Origin of the sequence: Herbaspirillum aquaticum (assembly GCF_002213425.1) — a bacterium.
GTDB lineage: Bacteria > Pseudomonadota > Gammaproteobacteria > Burkholderiales > Burkholderiaceae_D > Herbaspirillum > Herbaspirillum aquaticum.
Map to the genome: position 1 here is coordinate 45,846 of NZ_NJGV01000021.1, position 13,514 is coordinate 59,359.

Annotated in this window: 11 protein-coding genes and 2 riboswitches; of the genes, 3 read left to right on the forward strand and 8 right to left on the reverse strand. The window is 64.6% G+C overall.

What is annotated here, in order from left to right; all coding sequences use genetic code 11:
* Positions 1 to 58: 58 nt before the first annotated feature.
* Positions 59 to 679, reverse strand: coding sequence for a response regulator transcription factor (locus tag CEJ45_RS18795; RefSeq protein ID WP_088756559.1), 621 nt, complete (start codon positions 677 to 679; stop codon positions 59 to 61).
* Between the two features lie 365 nt (positions 680 to 1,044).
* Between CEJ45_RS18795 and CEJ45_RS18800 the strand changes: the two genes are divergently transcribed.
* Both CEJ45_RS18800 and CEJ45_RS18805 read left to right on the forward strand, forming a co-directional pair.
* The gene (locus CEJ45_RS18800; protein ID WP_241517380.1) at positions 1,045 to 1,716 is read left to right on the forward strand and encodes a YitT family protein; all 672 of its coding nucleotides are present in this window, start codon (positions 1,045 to 1,047) and stop codon (positions 1,714 to 1,716) included.
* 109 nt (positions 1,717 to 1,825) lie between these two features.
* Positions 1,826 to 3,073, forward strand: coding sequence for a nitrate regulatory protein (locus CEJ45_RS18805; protein WP_088756561.1), 1,248 nt, complete (start codon positions 1,826 to 1,828; stop codon positions 3,071 to 3,073).
* A gap of 24 nt (positions 3,074 to 3,097) precedes the next feature.
* On the opposite strand, the gene atzF is transcribed toward CEJ45_RS18805, so the two are convergent.
* From atzF to CEJ45_RS24965, 7 genes are all read right to left on the reverse strand, one after another.
* A complete protein-coding gene (gene atzF, locus CEJ45_RS18810) occupies positions 3,098 to 4,513 on the reverse strand; it encodes an allophanate hydrolase (RefSeq protein WP_088756562.1) in 1,416 nt (471 codons plus the stop codon).
* Positions 4,510 to 8,133 (reverse strand): urea carboxylase, encoded by a 3,624-nt coding sequence (gene uca, locus CEJ45_RS18815; protein WP_088756563.1) that lies wholly within the window; start codon positions 8,131 to 8,133, stop codon positions 4,510 to 4,512. Before uca ends, atzF begins: the two co-directional genes overlap by 4 nt.
* Positions 8,134 to 8,231: 98 nt before the next feature.
* The gene (locus tag CEJ45_RS18820) at positions 8,232 to 8,867 is read right to left on the reverse strand and encodes an urea amidolyase associated protein UAAP2 (RefSeq protein ID WP_039783239.1); all 636 of its coding nucleotides are present in this window, start codon (positions 8,865 to 8,867) and stop codon (positions 8,232 to 8,234) included.
* 15 nt (positions 8,868 to 8,882) lie between these two features.
* Positions 8,883 to 9,614 carry an urea amidolyase associated protein UAAP1 gene (locus CEJ45_RS18825; RefSeq protein ID WP_088756564.1) on the reverse strand — a complete coding sequence of 244 codons (732 nt, stop codon included), beginning with the start codon at positions 9,612 to 9,614 and terminating at the stop codon, positions 8,883 to 8,885.
* Between the two features lies 1 nt (position 9,615).
* The gene (locus CEJ45_RS18830) at positions 9,616 to 10,392 is read right to left on the reverse strand and encodes an ABC transporter ATP-binding protein (protein ID WP_088756565.1); all 777 of its coding nucleotides are present in this window, start codon (positions 10,390 to 10,392) and stop codon (positions 9,616 to 9,618) included.
* Positions 10,389 to 11,204, reverse strand: a complete 816-nt coding sequence (locus tag CEJ45_RS18835; protein ID WP_088756566.1) for an ABC transporter permease — start codon at positions 11,202 to 11,204, stop codon at positions 10,389 to 10,391. Before CEJ45_RS18835 ends, CEJ45_RS18830 begins: the two co-directional genes overlap by 4 nt.
* A 148-nt stretch (positions 11,205 to 11,352) precedes the next feature.
* Positions 11,353 to 11,453: riboswitch (guanidine-I (ykkC/yxkD leader) on the reverse strand.
* Positions 11,454 to 11,546: 93 nt separating this feature from the next.
* Entirely contained in the window at positions 11,547 to 11,702 is a 156-nt protein-coding gene (locus CEJ45_RS24965) for a hypothetical protein (protein WP_167386316.1), read from the reverse strand.
* 441 nt (positions 11,703 to 12,143) lie between these two features.
* A riboswitch (guanidine-I (ykkC/yxkD leader) is annotated at positions 12,144 to 12,243 on the forward strand.
* A gap of 67 nt (positions 12,244 to 12,310) precedes the next feature.
* On the opposite strand from CEJ45_RS24965, the gene CEJ45_RS18840 reads away from it, so the two are divergent.
* Positions 12,311 to 13,387, forward strand: a complete 1,077-nt coding sequence (locus CEJ45_RS18840; protein WP_088756567.1) for a putative urea ABC transporter substrate-binding protein — start codon at positions 12,311 to 12,313, stop codon at positions 13,385 to 13,387.
* Positions 13,388 to 13,514 lie beyond the last annotated feature (127 nt).

Here is a 13,514-nt window from a genome sequence, read left to right on the forward strand (position 1 = left end):
CTAAGCAAGCCGCACCGGTTCCGGTACACGCGACCGATGTTTATCTCGCAGAAGGTCCCTAGCGCTGCGGCAACTCGATGCCCAGCTGGGAGGCAATGCGCACCAGGTCGGCCAGGGTGCGGATGCCGAATTTGTCCATCACGCGCCGGCGATGCACCTTGATGGTGACCTCGCTGACATTGAGCACACCCGCAATGACCTTGTTCATGCGACCGGTGGCGACATGGGCGAACACTTCCTTTTCGCGCGGGGTCAATTTGTCGTAGAGGGCCTGCAGCGCAGCGCTGTCCTGCAGCTCGCTCATGCGCGCCGTCTCGCGGTGCATGGCCATCTCGACGGCGCGCATGAGCTGTTCTTCGGTAAAGGGCTTGGTCAGGAATTCCACCGCCCCTTCGCGCATGGCCTTGACGGTCAGCGGGATGGTGCCGTGGCCGGTGAGGAAAATGATGGAGTGCTCCTGGCCCAGGCGTTTGAGCTCCGCCTGCAGATCCAGCCCGTCGGCACCGGGCATCTGGATGTCGAGGATCAGGCAGCAGGGGCCTTCGGGCCGCCGTGCGCGCAGGAACTCATCGGCGCTGGCGTAAGCCGCTACAGGCCAATCGTAGGATTCAAGCAGGGACACGAGGGACGCACGCAGACCTTCATCGTCGTCCACGACGTGGATCATGGGGGTGGGCATCTTTGTATTGTTTCTGGAATGAGCCGAATGATGGCACACAGTACCAACAAGCGTCTCGGGCGGCTGTTATCTCTAAGGATAATAGGCGGTCCGCAGGTCTCGCGCTGATCCCGCGCCACCTTGACGGCCCAACCCCCCTGTCGCCCAGGGTTCTGGCACATTTCCTGCTTGATGAGAAGTGTTGCAGCAACGCCGCGCCGCTTCATCCGGCTATCGCCGCACTGCAACAAATCCTTTACCATGCGCCCCTGCGGCGGCTGCCGACGACACAAGTCAGCCGCACACCGATGGCCGATCCGGCTTACCCGCCGGCCTGGCCATTGACGTGACGCGTTCGTTATCCACGATTGATGATTGGTATTGCCATGACGACTTCCACTGCGGATTCCTCGCCTTCCACCCCCATTGCGTCCACCCCGGCCGCGCGTGCCCCGGCCTTGCCAGCGGTGCGCCACAGCTGGATCGACAATCTCCAGGGCCAGCTCTTCGGGGTGGTGATGATCGCCTTCGGCATGTCCATGCTGCATAGCCTGGGCCTGATCATCGGCCAGATCGCCGGCGTGGCCTTCCTGGTGACCTATGCCACCGGGATCAGCTTCGGCATGGCCTTCACGATCATCAACCTGCCCTTCTACCTGCTGGCCGCCCTGCGCATGGGTGCCGCCTTCACCTGGCGCACGCTGGCGGCGGTCACGGCGGTGTCCGTCCTGACCAACGTGGCCGGCAACTACATCAGCTACAGCCACCTCGATCCCGCCGTCGGCGCCGTACTGGCCGGGCTGTGCGTGGGCATCGGCCTGATCGGCCTGTTCCGCCACCAGGCCAGCTGCGGCGGCATGAGCATCCTGGCCACCTACGTGCAGGAACGCACCGGCTTCAAGGCCGGCTGGCTGCTCATGGGTTTCGACCTGGCGCTGTTTGCCACGGCGGCGCTGTTCCTGCCGATGGATCGCGTGTTCTATTCGCTGGTCGGTGCCATCACGATGAACCTGTTCGTGGCGTGGAATCACCGCTATGAGTGGTATATCGCGCGCTAGGGAAAACGCGCCGGACAGGGCGATTCCATTACAATCCGGGGCGTCCATGCATCGCACGAATCTTGCTCGCGATGCGGCCAGTCCCCCGTGATTCTCTGCCCTGCCCGCCATGAGCCAAGTCCTGAACTACCTGATCACCGCCCGCCGCTGCGAAGTGGAGGAACTGCAACGCCTGGCGCGCACCTGCCAGCTGGTGCTGACCGTCGGCAAGCTGATCCATTGCCTGCAGCAGGAACGCGGCATCTCCAACATCTACCTCGGCTCGCACGGTGAGCGCGATGCCCAGGTGTGGCAGGAGCGCGTGGCGGCCAGCCAGGCCGCACAAGGCGAATGCGAGACCTGGCTGGAATCGGTCGAACACGACAACGCCCTCTCCAACGGCGCCCGTCTCTATACTCGCATCGCCTTCGCCCTGCACGCACTGGACGGACTGCCCAAGCTGCGTGCCGATGTAGCCGCACTGGCCTGCACGCCGGCGGCGAGCTACGAGCGTTTCAAGACGGTCGTGGGCGCCCTGCTGGCACTGGTGTTCGAAGCCGCCGACGTGGCGGTGGATCCGCAGATTTCACGGCTGCTGGTGGCGTTGTTCAACCTCATGCAAGGCAAGGAATTTGCCGGCCGCGAACGGGCCGCCGGCGCCGCCGCGTTTGTCACGGGCAAGATCACGCGCGAGCAGGAACAGACCATCGAAACCCAGATCGAGATGCAGGAACAGGCCCTGCGCCGCTTCGAGTCCTTTGCCGAAGGTTTCCGCAACGAATGGACGGCCATGCAGGCCACCCTGCCCCTGGCCGACCTGGAAAGGCTGCGCCGCAAGCTGCTGACCGCCCACGGGCGGCCGCTGGATCCCGAGCTGGCCGATATCTGGTACCAGTGCTGCTCGACCCGCATGGATGGCCTGCACCAGGTGGAGATCCACCTGGCGCAATACGTGCAGTCGCAGTGCCAGGACAAGATCGTCGAATTGCAGAAGGCCCTGGACGACCAGGCCCAGCTGTTCAGCCAGGAGGAGGCGCGCGACCCGCTGGCGGCCTTCTCCAGCCTGGATGGCGAGCCGCTGCCGGAGGACTCCTTGCGCGCGGGCGTCGGGCCGCACCTGACGCACTCCATCGTCGATATTTTGCGCAGCCAGTCCGAGCGCCTGCAGAACCTGACCCAGGAACTGGCCACCGTGCGCGAGAGCCTGGAAGAACGCAAGCTCATCGAACGCGCCAAGGGCGTGCTGATGATGAAGCAGGGCCTCAACGAAGAGGCCGCCTATCGCCTGCTGCGCAAGCATGCGATGAACCAGAACCGGCGCATCGCCGAAGTGGCGCAGGCGATCCTGTCGTTGACCGAAATCCTCCCGGACACCTGAGCCGGCGCCCCCTCCCCTGCTGGCTCAAGCAGCCAGCAGGCGGCTTTCGATGTGACGCTGCCCGGCCAGCGGCCGCCCGTGCGCGCGCTGCAAGGCGTCGGCTACGCCCAGCAGCATCTGGTCGCTGAAGGCCGGACCGAATACCGTGATGCCCCAGGGCAGGCCGTTCTTCATGAAATTCATGGGCGTGGCCACGGCGGCGTAATCCAGCATGTTCATGAAGTTGGTGTACCAGCCCAGGTCCGAATTGCGTTGCACCGGCTGCTCGCGCAGTTCCTCCAGCGTCACCGGACGCGGGAAGGCGGGCGTCACCACGCAATCGACCGTGGCCAGGATGCGGTCGCATTCGGCCTTCAACTGCTGCAGGCGATACTGCGCGCGGAAGGTGTCGACGGCGCTGAACTGGGGTGCCTTGCGCAATACGTCACGAATCACCGGCAGGACCTCCTCAGGCCGTTCCTGCAGCAGCGCCTCGATGGTGCTGTAGCGCTCGGCCACCCACGGACCTTCATACAGCAGGCGCGCTGCCTCGAGGAAGGGGCCGAAATCGATGGAGACCGGCACGCCGCCGATGGCTTCCACCTGTCCCAGCGCTTCCACGAACAAAGCCGGGCTCTCGCTGCAGCCGAGGAATTCCAGCTGGCGCGGTACCCCTACGCGCAAGCCTTTGCGCGGTGGCTGGAAGGCCGCTGCATCGTTGTGTGGCAGGTTGGCACGGCTGTATTCATCGCGTTCATCGGGCTGCATGGCCTGCGTGCACAGGGCCAGCAGGTGGCTGGCCTCGGCCGCCGTGGCAGTGAAGAAAGTCACGCAATCCAGCGTGCGGCAGGCCGGCACCACGCCAGCGGTGGAGAGCAATCCCTTGCTTGCCTTCAAGCCGACCAGGTTGTTCAGGGCGGCAGGAACACGGCCACTGCCGGCGGTATCGGTCCCCAGTGCGAAACTGCTCAAACCCAGTGCCACCGCCAGCGACGAGCCCGACGACGAACCGCCGGAAGGATAATCCAGATGCACGCTGTTGCGGCAAGCGCCATAGGGCGATCGCGTACCGTTGAGGCCGGTGGCGAACTGGTCCAGATTGCATTTGCCCATGGGGATCGCACCCAGTGCGATCAGCTGCGCCACCAGCGTGGCGCTCTCGCGCGGCACATAGCTGAAGGCCGGACAGGCGGCCGTGGTCGGGATGCCGGCCAGGTCGATGTTGTCCTTGATCGAGAACGGCACCCCGTACAACGGCAGGCTGTGCGGGGATTGCCCTTCCAATGCCTGCAGGTAGGGCTCGATCTCCTCCTCGCTCAAGAGGTGGATGTAGAGCCGGTATTGCGGATTGAGCGCCATGGCACTCTCACGCAGGCGGCCGATCACGGTACGCGGCGACAGGCGGCCATCGCGATAGGCCGTGGTGAGCGCATCGATGCGCAGGTCGAAGGAATGGATCATGCGGCCTCCTCTTCCGTGTTTTCCATGACCAGCACGCATTGCCCTGCGCGTACCGGACTGCCCGGCTGCACCCGCACTTCGGCGACGATGCCCGCCTCAGGCGCGGTAATGTTGATTTCCATCTTCATCGACTCCAGGATCATCAGCAGCTCTCCCTGCGCCACACGCTGGCCGGGGCTGACCTTGACCTGCCACAGGTTGCCGGCAATCGGTGCATCCACGGACAATTGGCCCGCCTGCAGCGGCTGGTGATCTTGCACGATGGCGCTGCTCTCCTCGCTCTCGTAGTTGGCCTGGCCGCTGGCAATCCAGCGCTGGCGTTCGGCATCGAAGGCGGCCTGCTGGTGCTGGCGGAAGGCGGCAATCCCCTCGGCTTCGCGCTGCAGGAAATCCTGGTAGTCCGCCAGGTTCAGCTGCGTCTCCTCGATGCCGACCTCGAAGCGCCCCAGCGGAAAGTCGCGGCGGATGGTCTGCAATTCCTCGGCCGTGACCGGATAGAAACGAATCTGGTCGAAGAAGCGCAGCAGCCACGGCTTGCCCCGGAAGGCTGCCACCTCGCGATAGCGGTTCCACATCTGCAGCGTACGGCCCACGAACTGGTAGCCACCCGGCCCTTCCATACCGTAGATGCACAGGTAGGCGCCGCCGATGCCCACCGAATTCTCTGCAGTCCAGGTACGTGCCGGGTTGTACTTGGTGGTAACGAGGCGGTGACGCGGATCCAGCGGTGTGGCCACCGGTGCGCCCAGATAGACGTCACCCAGTCCCATGACCAGGTAGCTGGCATCGAAGACCGTCTCGCGTACCGCGCCGATGTCCTTGAGGTCGTTGATGCGGCGGATGAATTCCAGATTGCTCGGGCACCAGGGTGCATCCTTGCGCACCGTGGTCATGTATTTCTCGATGGCGAGCTGGCAGGCCGGATCGTCCCAGGACAAGGGCAAATGCACGATACGCGACGAAACCGTCAGGTTTTGGCGGGCACAGACGGCGTCCCATAATCCGGCGATGGTCTCCAGCAGCCTGGGCAAGGGCAGCGCTTCCGGCTGGTAATGCACCTGCAGCGAACGGATGCCGGGGGTCAGGTCGATCACGCCGGGCAAGGCCTGTTCTTCCAGCGCCGCGATCAGGGCATGCACGCGGAAGCGCAGCACCAGGTCCAGTTGCGGGCTGCCCACTTCCAGCAGCAGGTTGGCATCGCCCGAGAGGCGCGCCACCAGGCGCTGTTCATCCTGGCCCAGGTCCAACACGATGGGCGAGGCCAGCGGTGCTGGCGACCAGTCCACCGGCTGCGGTTGCAGGCGGGCGATACCGGCGTGTGCGGCCAGGGCGATGCGGCGTGCCGTGCTCACCTCCACCGGAACGAAGCGGACCTTGTCGCCCGCCTTGAGCTGGCCGATCTGCCAGAGATCGGCCTCGATCACCGTGACCGGGCAGACGAAGCCGCCCAGGCTGGGGCCATCCGGCCCGAGGATCACCGGCATGTCGCCGGTGAAATCGACGGCCCCCACGGCGTAGGGATTGTCATGGATGTTGGAAGGATGCAGCCCGGCTTCACCACCGCTGTCGCGCACCCATTCCGGTTTGGGACCGATCAGGCGCACGCCGGTACGGCTGGAATTGAAATGGACTTCCCAATCGGTGGCGAAGAAGGTCTCCATGTAGGCCGATGTGAAATACTCCGGCGCACCATGCGGACCATAGATCACGCGGACCTGCCGCACCGTTTCCAGCGCAGGATACAGCTCAGCCGGCAAGACCTGGCCGGCCTCGGGCATCTCATCGCTGGCCAGCGGCAGCAGATGCAGGATGTCGCCGCTGGCCAGCGCGCGGCCCGCGTGGCCACCGAACTGGCCCAGCGTGAAGGTGCTGCGGCTACCGAGATAGGCCGGGACCTGCACGCCACCGCGCACGGCCAGGTAGCTGCGCGCACCGGCCCCGCTGATGGTGCCCAGCTTCAAGGTACTGCCCGCGGCAATGTGCAGTACGGTCGCCATGGGCTGGGCCACGCCATCGAGCAGCACCGGGATCACGGCACCGGTCACCACCACGCAGGCAGCGGTATTGAAGCGCAATACCGGACCCATCATCGTCACTTCCAGTCCGGCCGCATCCTCCGCATTGCCCAGCAGACGATTGCCCAATCGCAGGGCGCGCTCATCCATCGGGCCCGAGGGCGGCACACCGACCGCCCAGTAACCGATGCGGCCGGGATGGTCCTGCACCGTGGTCTGTGTGCCGGGCGACAGCACTTCCACGGTATCGGCGCGATAGACCAGCTGTTCCAGGCAGCGCGTCCATGGCTGCCCGCGGGCGAAGGGGACATCGTCCAGGATCTGGCGCAGGTAGTGCTGGTTGGTCTCCACGCCGTACAGCGCGGTCTCGCGCAGCGCGCTATTGAGCGCCACACGGGCTGCTTCGCGGGTGGGCTGCCAGCTGATGAGCTTGGCGATCATGGGATCGAAATACGGCGGGATCTCGCATCCGGCCTCGACCCAGGTATCGATGCGCAACGCCTGTCCATCGGCGGCCGGAAAATCGACGGCGGTCAGCAGGCCCGGGCAAGGCTGGAACTGGCGGCCCGGGTCTTCCGCATAGAGACGCGCCTGGATCGCATGGCCACGCGGCTGCAAACTGGCCGCCAGTTGCGCCAGCGGCGGCAGGTCGCCGGCAGCCAGCTCGATCATCCAGCGCACCAGGTCCACGCCCCAGACCTGTTCGGTCACGCCATGTTCCACCTGCAGGCGCGTATTGACTTCAAGGAAGTAGAACTGCCCGGCCAGGCTGTCATAGACGAACTCCACCGTACCGGCACTGCGGTAATTCACCGCCTTGGCCAGCTTGATGGCCGCCGCGCACAGGGCGTCGGCCATGCCCTCGGGCAGGTTGGGAGCCGGAGTTTCCTCCAGCACCTTCTGGTTGCGTCGTTGCACGGAGCAGTCACGTACACCCAATGCGATCACCTCGCCCCTGCCATCCCCGAATACCTGCACTTCCAGATGCCGGGCGCGTTCGATGTACTTTTCGATGAAGACGCCGGCATCACTGAAATTGTTCTGGCCCAGGCGCCGCACGGAATCGAAGGCATCGCCCAGCTCGGCATCGCTGCGGCAGACGCGCATGCCGATACCGCCGCCACCGGCCGTGCTCTTCAACATCACCGGATAGCCGACACGCGCCGCAGCAGCCAGTGCATCGCCGATGTTCTCCAGCAGGTCCGTACCTTCCAGCATCGGCACACCCTGTTCACGTGCCAGTGCACGCGCGGTGTGCTTGAGCCCGAAGATGCGCAACTGCGCGGGCGTCGGGCCGACGAAGGCGATGCCGGCCGCTTCGCAGGCTTCGGCGAAGGCCGCATTTTCCGACAGGAATCCATAACCTGGATGGATGGCCTGGGCCCCGCTGTCGCGGGCGGCGGCCAGGATCTTGTCGACGACCAAATAGGTCTGGGCGGCCGGCCCTTCTCCCAGCGAGATGGCGCGGTCGGCCTGCAAGACGTGCAGGCTGCCGAGGTCGGCTTCGGAATAGACGCACACGCCGGTCACGTCCAGCGTGCGCAAGGTGCGCAGGATGCGGCAGGCAATGACGCCGCGATTGGCAATGAGCAGATGGTCAAACATGGAATGGGCCTGGAAATCCGGGTCGTCCCGTGATTCGAAAAACCGGCTCGCGGTCGTCCGCGAGGGGTGCAGGGCTAAGAACGTTCACGTGCGGGGGATCAGTCCCACACCAGCACTTCGGCCGCCGTCGGGTTCCAGCCGTTGCAGGGATTGTTGAGCTGCGGGCAGTTGGAGATCAGCACGATGAGATCCTGCTCGGCACGCAGCTCCACGTACTTGCCGGCGGCCGAGATGCCATCCTCGAAAGTGAGACCGCCTTCCGGGGTGACCGGCACGTTCATGAAGAAGTTGATGTTGGCGCCGATGTCGCGCTTGTTGAGGCGGCCATCGTGAAGACAGGCACAGAGGAAGTTGTCGCGGCAGCTGTGCATGTAGCGTTTGTCCAGCGCATAGCGCACGGTATTGCTCTCCTGCGCGCAGGCCCCGCCAAGGGTGTCATGGCGGCCGCAGGTATCGGCCACGATGGTGGCCAGTGCCCGGCCCAGGTTGGAATACAGCACGCTGCCCGCGCCCAGGTAGGCGCGATTCTGGCGGCGCAGGGTGCGCTGGGGATCGTAGCGTTCACGCGGATTGGTGGCGCTGTAGAACAGCGTATCGATGGCCTGGTTGCCTTCCAGGTCCAGCAGGCGCACGGTCTGTCCGGCGCCGAGGTTGAAGAGATAGGGTTCGCCGGCCGGGATCACGTGACGGAACACGGCTTGTTCGGGGGCGCGCTGGCTTTCGATGATGTGCATGTGGGTCTCCCTGGCTCAGAGATGGAAGCGTTCAGTGTTGTGGAAGGCGCGCTCATTCTCGGGGCGAGAATGGCGGCAGGCATGGGTGCTGTCGTCGCTGTGCGTCTGCAGCCACTCCAGCCGGACCGGACGCGGCGCGTACTGCGGATGCGGGTCCATGGGATGCTGCAGGGCGGTCAGGATGATGAGCGTATCCATCGGTGCGGCCAGCTCGATGAAGTCGCCGGCCTTGGAATTGCCCGGCACGAAATGGAAAACGCCCTCGGCATCCACGTTCACGCGCGAGAACAGGTTCACCACCATCAACAGGTCCTGCAGGTCGAGGTTCCACTTGCCCATTTCCACCAGCAGGTTGTCAGCGCCGTTGCGATGGAATCCGTTGCGCAATTCCTGGTAGCGGCCCTGGCCATATTTCTCGCGCACTTCCTCGGCATTGAGCACGCCACCGAAGCTGTCATGCCAGCCGCAGGTGTCTTCGGTGATGGCCGCCAGCACCCGACCCATGTCGGAGTACAGGCAGTGGCCGGCCTGCAGGCGCGCGGTGTGCTGGCCCTTGAGGGTGTCGGGCAGGTTCAGGCGTTCGCTGGTCTGCTGGGCGTTCAACATCATCATGCTGACGTTGGCGCCGCCTTCGATGTCGGTGATGCGCAGCGATTGCCCGCGCTTGAGGATGAAGGAAGTATGGCCGCCGCCGGGCAGCAGTTCTTCATAGAGTCTGGCTTGCAGGGCCAGGGGATCCTTGCTCATGTCAGCTTTCCTTTGTAGTGATGAGGGAGGCCAGCTTGTCCGCCTGTTCGCGGGCACGGGCCTCGTTGAGGGCGATGTCGTAGGTGATGTGGGCGCCATAAGCCTGCGGGTATTGCGGATCGACGCGCACCTTGTCGAACACCAGCAGCCGTGTCCCCAGGGTGAAGCCTTCGGAGAGATCATGGGTGACCATGAAGACGGTCAGTCCGCTGTCCTTCCACAGGTCCAGCAGCAGCGCATGCATTTCCTTGCGGATGCCCGGATCGAGCGCACCGAAGGGTTCATCCAGCAGCAGCACGCGCGGGCGCACGATGAGCGCCTGGGCGATCGCCAGCCGCTGCTGCATGCCACCCGACAGGCTGCTGGGATACAGGTCCAATGCGTGACCCAGGCCCACGCGATGCAGCAGTTGTGCCGCCTCTTCGCGGGCGCGCCGCTTGGCACCGCCGAAGAGGCGACCCAGCAAGGGCGAGCGCGGCAGCTCCAGCCCGATGGCCACGTTGTCCAGCACGTTCAGGTGAGGGAACACGGAATAACGTTGGAACACCACGCCGCGCGTGGCATCGGGCTCGGCCGGGAAGGGCTGGCCCTGCAGCAGCAGCTGGCCCTTGCTGGGACGCTCCTGCCCGAGCAGCAAGCGCAGGAAAGTGGACTTGCCACAGCCGGAAGCACCGACCAGGGTGCAGAACTGGCCTTCTTCCACGCGCAGGTTGAGGCGCTCCAGGACCACGTTCTGGCCGTATTGCTGCCACACGTTGCGGATTTCGATGTAGCTCATGCGCGGCCTCCTTCAGCCCAGGGGAAGAAGCGGCGGTGCACGGCGCGCAGCAGCCAGTCCATCAGCCACGCCAGCAGCGTGATCCAGACCACGTAGGGCAGGATCACGTCCATGGCCAGGTAGCGGCGCACGAGGAAGATGCGATAGCCCAGGCCGGCGGTTGCCGAAATCGCTTCAGCAGAAATGAGGAACAGCCACGCAGCCCCCAGCGACAGGCGCAGCGAGACCAGCAGGCGCGCCAGCATCTGCGGCAGGGCCACGCGCAGCACCAGGGTCCAGCTGTTGGCCCCCAGCGTCTGCGCCTTGATCAGCAGTTCGGCGGGGATGGCACGGCCGGTGTGTTCGAGGTCGCGCGCCAGCAAGGGCGTGACACCAATGACGATCAACATCACCTTGGACAATTCATCCAGCCCCATGACGATGAAGAGGATAGGCAGGATCGCCAGTGGCGGCACCATCGAGATCACGGTCAGCAGCGGCGAGAACCCTGCGCGCAGCACCGGGAAGATGCCGTTGGCGATCCCCAGCACGAGACCGGCCACGGCCGCGATGCCCAGGCCCAGCAGCACGCGCTGCAGGCTGGCCAGGGTATCGCTCCAGAACAGGTAGTCGCCGGTGCGCGGATCTTCCATGAAGGCCATGTGACGGACCGCATCGACCATCTGCGCCAGGCTGGGCAAGAGCTTGTCATTGGGGTTGTCGGCCAGGCGCGTGGCCGAGCCGAAGGCGTACAGCAGCGCAAGGATGAGGAAGGGCAGGAGCGTCAGCAGCCACTGCCCGGAGCGGCCAGGGTGGCGGTTCAGGAAACGCATGGCGCGCCTCCCTGTGGCAAGGACCGAGGCAGGGACGGACGCAGTACAAGGGCGGCGGAAGGGAACCTGGGGTGGCGGACAGCGATCACGGGAAACTCCGGTCGGGGTTGAACAAAAGCAGGAGCAGCGCGGCACCTGTGGTGCAACTCTCTCCCGGGCTTTTGTCCCGCCGTGTAACCTCGACCGAGGTCGCCGGCTCTCGGACCAGTCATCTGCCTGCGGCAGACCGGAACCCTAGCCAGCTATTTGAACGTCTTGTGCAGCCGTCGGATGATCAATGCATCGTCAGATCATCGGTGCGGGCTGCTCTGCATGCAGGTGAATTCAGCAAATTCCATACCATCAGCGCGCGCGGCGCAGCCAGCGCAGCGCATGCGTGAGCATTTCGATGAGCAGCAATGAAGTGCGCATGCGGCCACACAGCGGCAGGGCCTGTGCGGCCTCTCTGGAAAAGGCGAAAGGGAAAACGGCAGTGTCGTGAGATCGGGTCATGGGCATGATGTGCTCCTGCAAACATGGCCTGGCCGTCCAGGGATGGTTGCCGATGCCGCGCTTGCTGCATGCGCTTCATTTGCTTCGGCCCAAGTCGTCTTGGCTCGCCTGCTGCGAGAACGACAATCTTGCATGCAAGATCCAGACCAGCCCTGCAGGTTTGCCTGCACCTGGCGCAAACCCGCTCCTGCACTGGCTCACAGCCCATCACGCCGGACATCGCGGTTCGCCCGAGCGCAAGCATGGTGCAAGCGGGCACCGATTTGGCGCGCGCACGATGCGCCAGCATCGCTCACGTGTGACGCAGCGAATGGAGCGTTGGAACCGTTCGCTATTAATAGCGAAAACCGGCATCACGCATCATCGATATCGCCTCACGGCATTGGCATGAACCTTGCTGAAAAGCGAGCGGGAGCCGGCGAGTCCGGTCTTGAGTAGGCACAATTTGCAATGGACAGCTAGGGTTCCGGTTCGCTGTTGCGGATGTCTGGTCCGAGAGCAGTCGACCTCGCAAGGGGTTACACGGCGGGAGAAAAGCCCGGGAGATGACGCGTTCGCAACGACCGCGCCGCTCCCGGGCTTTTTTCCAATAAACCCTTCGAGGACCCTACGCCGTGTACAACATTTCCCGAATCCTTGGTGGCGCTGCCATCGCCCTGGCCGCCTTCACAGGCGCGCTCTCGTCCGCCCACGCCGCCCCCCGCACCGACTTCAAGGTCTGTACTTCCATCTATGCCGGCTGGATGCCCTGGGGCGAAGCCCAGGCACAAGGCATCCTGGCCAAGTGGGGCAAGAAGTACGGCATCACCATCAGCGCCGTGCAGTTGAACGACTACGTGGAGTCGATCAACCAGTACACCGCCGGCAAGTTCGACGGCTGCACCATGACCAACATGGATGCGCTCACCATCCCCGCCGCCGGTGGCGTGGACTCCACCGCCCTGATCGTGGGCGACTATTCCAACGGCAACGATGGCATCGTGCTCAAGGGGAAGAACAAGAAGCTGGCCGACATCAAGGGCCAGTCGGTGCAGCTGGTGGAGTTCTCGGTCTCGCACTACCTGCTGGCGCGTGCGCTGGAGACGGCCGGCCTGCGCGAGCGTGACGTCAAGGTGGTCAACACCAGCGACGCCGACATCACCGCCGCCTTCGCGACGCCTGCCGTCACCAGCACGGTGACCTGGAACCCGATGCTGTCCTCGATTGCGGCCTCGCCCGACGTGTCGCTGGTCTATACCTCCAAGCAGCTGCCCGGCGAGATCATGGACCTGATGGTGGTCAACACCAAGACCCTGCAGGAGAACCCCGCCTTCGGCAAGGCACTCACCGGTGCCTGGTACGAAATGATGGCCATCATGACGGCCAAGGACGAGCGCGCCACCCGCGCGTTGACCGCCATGGGCAAGGCTTCCGGCACCGACCTGGCAGGCTTCCAGTCGCAGCTGGCGGCCACCGCCATGTTCTACCAGCCCAAGGCGGCGCTGGAATTCGCCACCAAGAAGGAGCTGCCGGCCATCATGGGCCGCATCGCCAAGTTCAGCTTTGACCACGGCATCCTCGGGCCCAACGTCAAGAGCGCCGATGGCATCGGCGTCGCCTTCGACGGCAACGTGGTGATCGGCGACAAGAAGAACGTCAAGCTGCGCTTCGACCCGACCTACATGAAGATGGCGGCCGACGGAAAACTTTAAGTTTTCCGCGCGCACAGGCGCGCAACGCCACCACAACAACAGCATCACCCACTGTCTTGCGCGGGTCCGGCAACGGACCCGCCGGGGCCTGCTCGTGCCTCGCTTTCACCTTGATCCACGCTGATTC